This is a genomic window from Kitasatospora sp. NPDC091257, from assembly GCF_044757675.1.
GTDB lineage: Bacteria > Actinomycetota > Actinomycetes > Streptomycetales > Streptomycetaceae > Kitasatospora > Kitasatospora lactacystinica.
Window position 1 is genome coordinate 1 of sequence record NZ_JBIVVI010001220.1, and the last position, 2,637, is coordinate 2,637.

At 72.5% G+C, this 2,637-nt stretch carries 2 protein-coding genes and 2 tRNA genes; all 4 read left to right on the forward strand.

Annotated elements, in window-relative coordinates; all coding sequences use genetic code 11:
- Positions 1–448, forward strand: a 448-nt coding sequence (locus ACIQOV_RS36505) for a DUF3566 domain-containing protein (RefSeq protein WP_401055104.1), incomplete at its 5' end; no start/stop codon positions are given.
- A gap of 261 nt (positions 449–709) precedes the next feature.
- On the forward strand, positions 710–2,104 hold the full coding sequence (locus ACIQOV_RS36510; protein ID WP_401055105.1) for a class I SAM-dependent methyltransferase: 1,395 nt from the start codon (positions 710–712) through the stop codon (positions 2,102–2,104).
- A 16-nt stretch (positions 2,105–2,120) separates the two neighbouring features.
- A tRNA-Ile gene (locus ACIQOV_RS36515) sits at positions 2,121–2,194 on the forward strand.
- Positions 2,195–2,298: 104 nt separating this feature from the next.
- Positions 2,299–2,372 (forward strand) — tRNA-Ile (locus tag ACIQOV_RS36520).
- Positions 2,373–2,637 lie beyond the last annotated feature (265 nt).

A 2,637-nucleotide genomic window follows, 5' to 3' on the forward strand; every position in this document is an offset into this window, starting at 1 on the left:
CCCCACCGGCGGAGCGGCGCGCCGCCCCGGCGCGGCCCCCGCCCCGGCCCCCGCGGCCGGCGGCTCCGCGCTCGGCCGGACGCGCAAGGCCCGGCTGCGGGTGACCAAGGTCGACCCGTGGTCCGTGATGAAGGTCAGCTTCCTGCTGTCGCTGGCCGTCGGCATCATCATCATCGTGGCCGCGGCCGTGCTGTGGATGACGCTGGACTCGCTCGGCGTCTTCGACTCGCTGACCAAGACCCTCAAGGACGTCACCGGCTCGGACAGCAGCGGCGGCCTCAACCTGATGGACTACGTCGGCTTCGGCAAGGTGATGACCTTCACCACGCTGATCGCCGTGGTCGACGTCGTCCTGCTGACCGCCCTGTCCACGCTCTCCGCGTTCATCTACAACGCGGCGGCCGGCTTCACCGGCGGCGTGGAGCTCACCCTGGCCGAGGAGGACTGATTCCGGCCGGATCCTGACGCACGCTCAGTTTCCCGTCCGGGGACGGAATGTACGGGCCCCACCGGCTGTTGCAGCCGGTGGGGCCCGTCGGCATTTCGGGTGACAGCCGGCCGCCCGCGGCGTGCCGCCCGGAAAGCGGGCGACCGCCGTGGGATTAGCTGGGTGCCACCCGTCCCGAATCCCGGGAGTGCCGCAGGCCGCCCCCGATCCGCCCGACCGGGTCGGCTGAGGTTCCGCAGGACGACTGGACGGAGGCGCGCGGTGGCGAAGCTCGCAGGTCAACTGGTGGAGGCCCTGGAAGGGCTGTTGGGGGTCCCGGTACCGCTGCGGGTCCAGGCCTGGGACGGCAGCGTCGCCGGGCCTCCGGGCGCGCCCACCGTGGTCCTGCGCAACCGTCGGGCGCTGCGCCGGCTGATCTGGCGGCCGGACGAACTGGGCCTGGCCCGGGCCTACGTCGCCGGGGACCTCGATCTCGCCCCCGGCACCGACCTGTACGAGACGCTCTCCGCCGTCGCCCGCTTCGCCGAGCGGCCGGAGATCCGCACCCTGACCTTCGGCCCGCGGGACGTGGTCGGTGCCAGGGGCCGCCGGGTGCTCGCCGCCGCGCTGCGGGCCGGGGCGGTCGGCCTGGAACCCGAGCCGCCCCGCGAGGAGGTCCGCAGGGCCGCGGGGCGCCTGCACAGCCGCAGCCGGGACCGCGCGGCCATCAGCCACCACTACGACGTCGGGAACGACTTCTACCGGATCGTGCTGGGCTCCTCGATGGTCTACTCGTGCGCCTACTGGACGCCGGAGGCGAAGAGCCTGGAGGCCGCCCAGGAGGCCAAGCTCGACCTGATCTGCCGCAAGCTCGGCCTGCGCCCCGGGATGCGCCTGCTGGACGTCGGCTGCGGCTGGGGCTCACTGCTGCTGCACGCGGCGAAGCACTACGGGGTCACCGCGGTCGGCGTCTCCATCTCCCGGGAGCAGATCGCGCTGGCCCGGGCCCGGGTCGAGGAGGCCGGCCTGTCCGACCGGGTCGAGGTCCGGCTGCAGGACTACCGGGAGATCGCCGACGGGCCCTTCGACGCGATCTCCAGCGTCGGGATGGCCGAGCACGTCGGCGCCGAGCAGTACCGGGTCTACGCCGAGGGCCTGTACCGGCTGCTGGTGCCCGGCGGCCGGCTGCTCAACCACCAGATCGCCCGCCGCCCCGACCTTCCCGGTGAACAGCACCGCACCAGCCCCTTCATCGACCGCTTCGTCTTCCCGGACGGCGAGCTCTCCCCCGTCGGTTCCACCGTGGCGCGGCTGGAGGAGGCCGGCTTCGAGGTCCGGGACGTCGAGTCGCTGCGCGAGCACTACGGGCTGACCCTGCGCGAGTGGGTGGCCAACCTGGAGGCGCACTGGACGGAGGCGGTCCGGCTGGTCGGCCGCGGCCGGGCCCGGGTCTGGCGGCTGTACATGGCGGCCTCCGCGCTCGCCTTCGAGCAGAACCGGATCGGGATCAACCAGGTCCTCGCCGTCCGCAGCACCGAGGAGGGCTCGGCGGGCCTGCCGCCGACCCGCGAGGAGTGGCTGCTGCGGCCCTCCGCCGGTGCGCCGGGGCTGGTCGCGGGGGGTGCCGCCGCGGCCCCGGCCGAGCCGGATTTGGGAGATCGGCCGTCGGTCCGCTAATCTTTCAGTGCGGCAAGGGCCTATAGCTCAGACGGTTAGAGCGCTTCCCTGATAAGGAAGAGGCCACAGGTTCAAGTCCTGTTAGGCCCACAACCGCGAAGGGCCCGGAGTGATCCACTCCGGGCCCTTCGACTCTTTCGAGATCGGACGGGGCCGTGGAGCGGCCGGGATCCGGTACGATCTCTGTTCGGTGAGGGCCTATAGCTCAGACGGTTAGAGCGCTTCCCTGATAAGGAAGAGGCCACAGGTTCAAGTCCTGTTAGGCCCACCTCCCCGAAGGGCCCGGAGTGATCCACTCCGGGCCCTTCGGCGTTTCCCGCGGCCTTTCCCGCCGCCCTTCCCGCCGCTTTTCCCGCCGCCGGACCGGGAACCGTGCGCCCGTCCCGACGGTTCCCCGGGGAAACACGGTGGAGGGTTGGTGACGGCATGGCGGTGTTGTGGGCGATGAGCATCCCCGGACTGGTCTGCGCCCTGGCGGTGCTGGCGGTGCTCGACCAGCTGGCACTGAGGGCGGGCCGCGCCCGCTGGGTGCC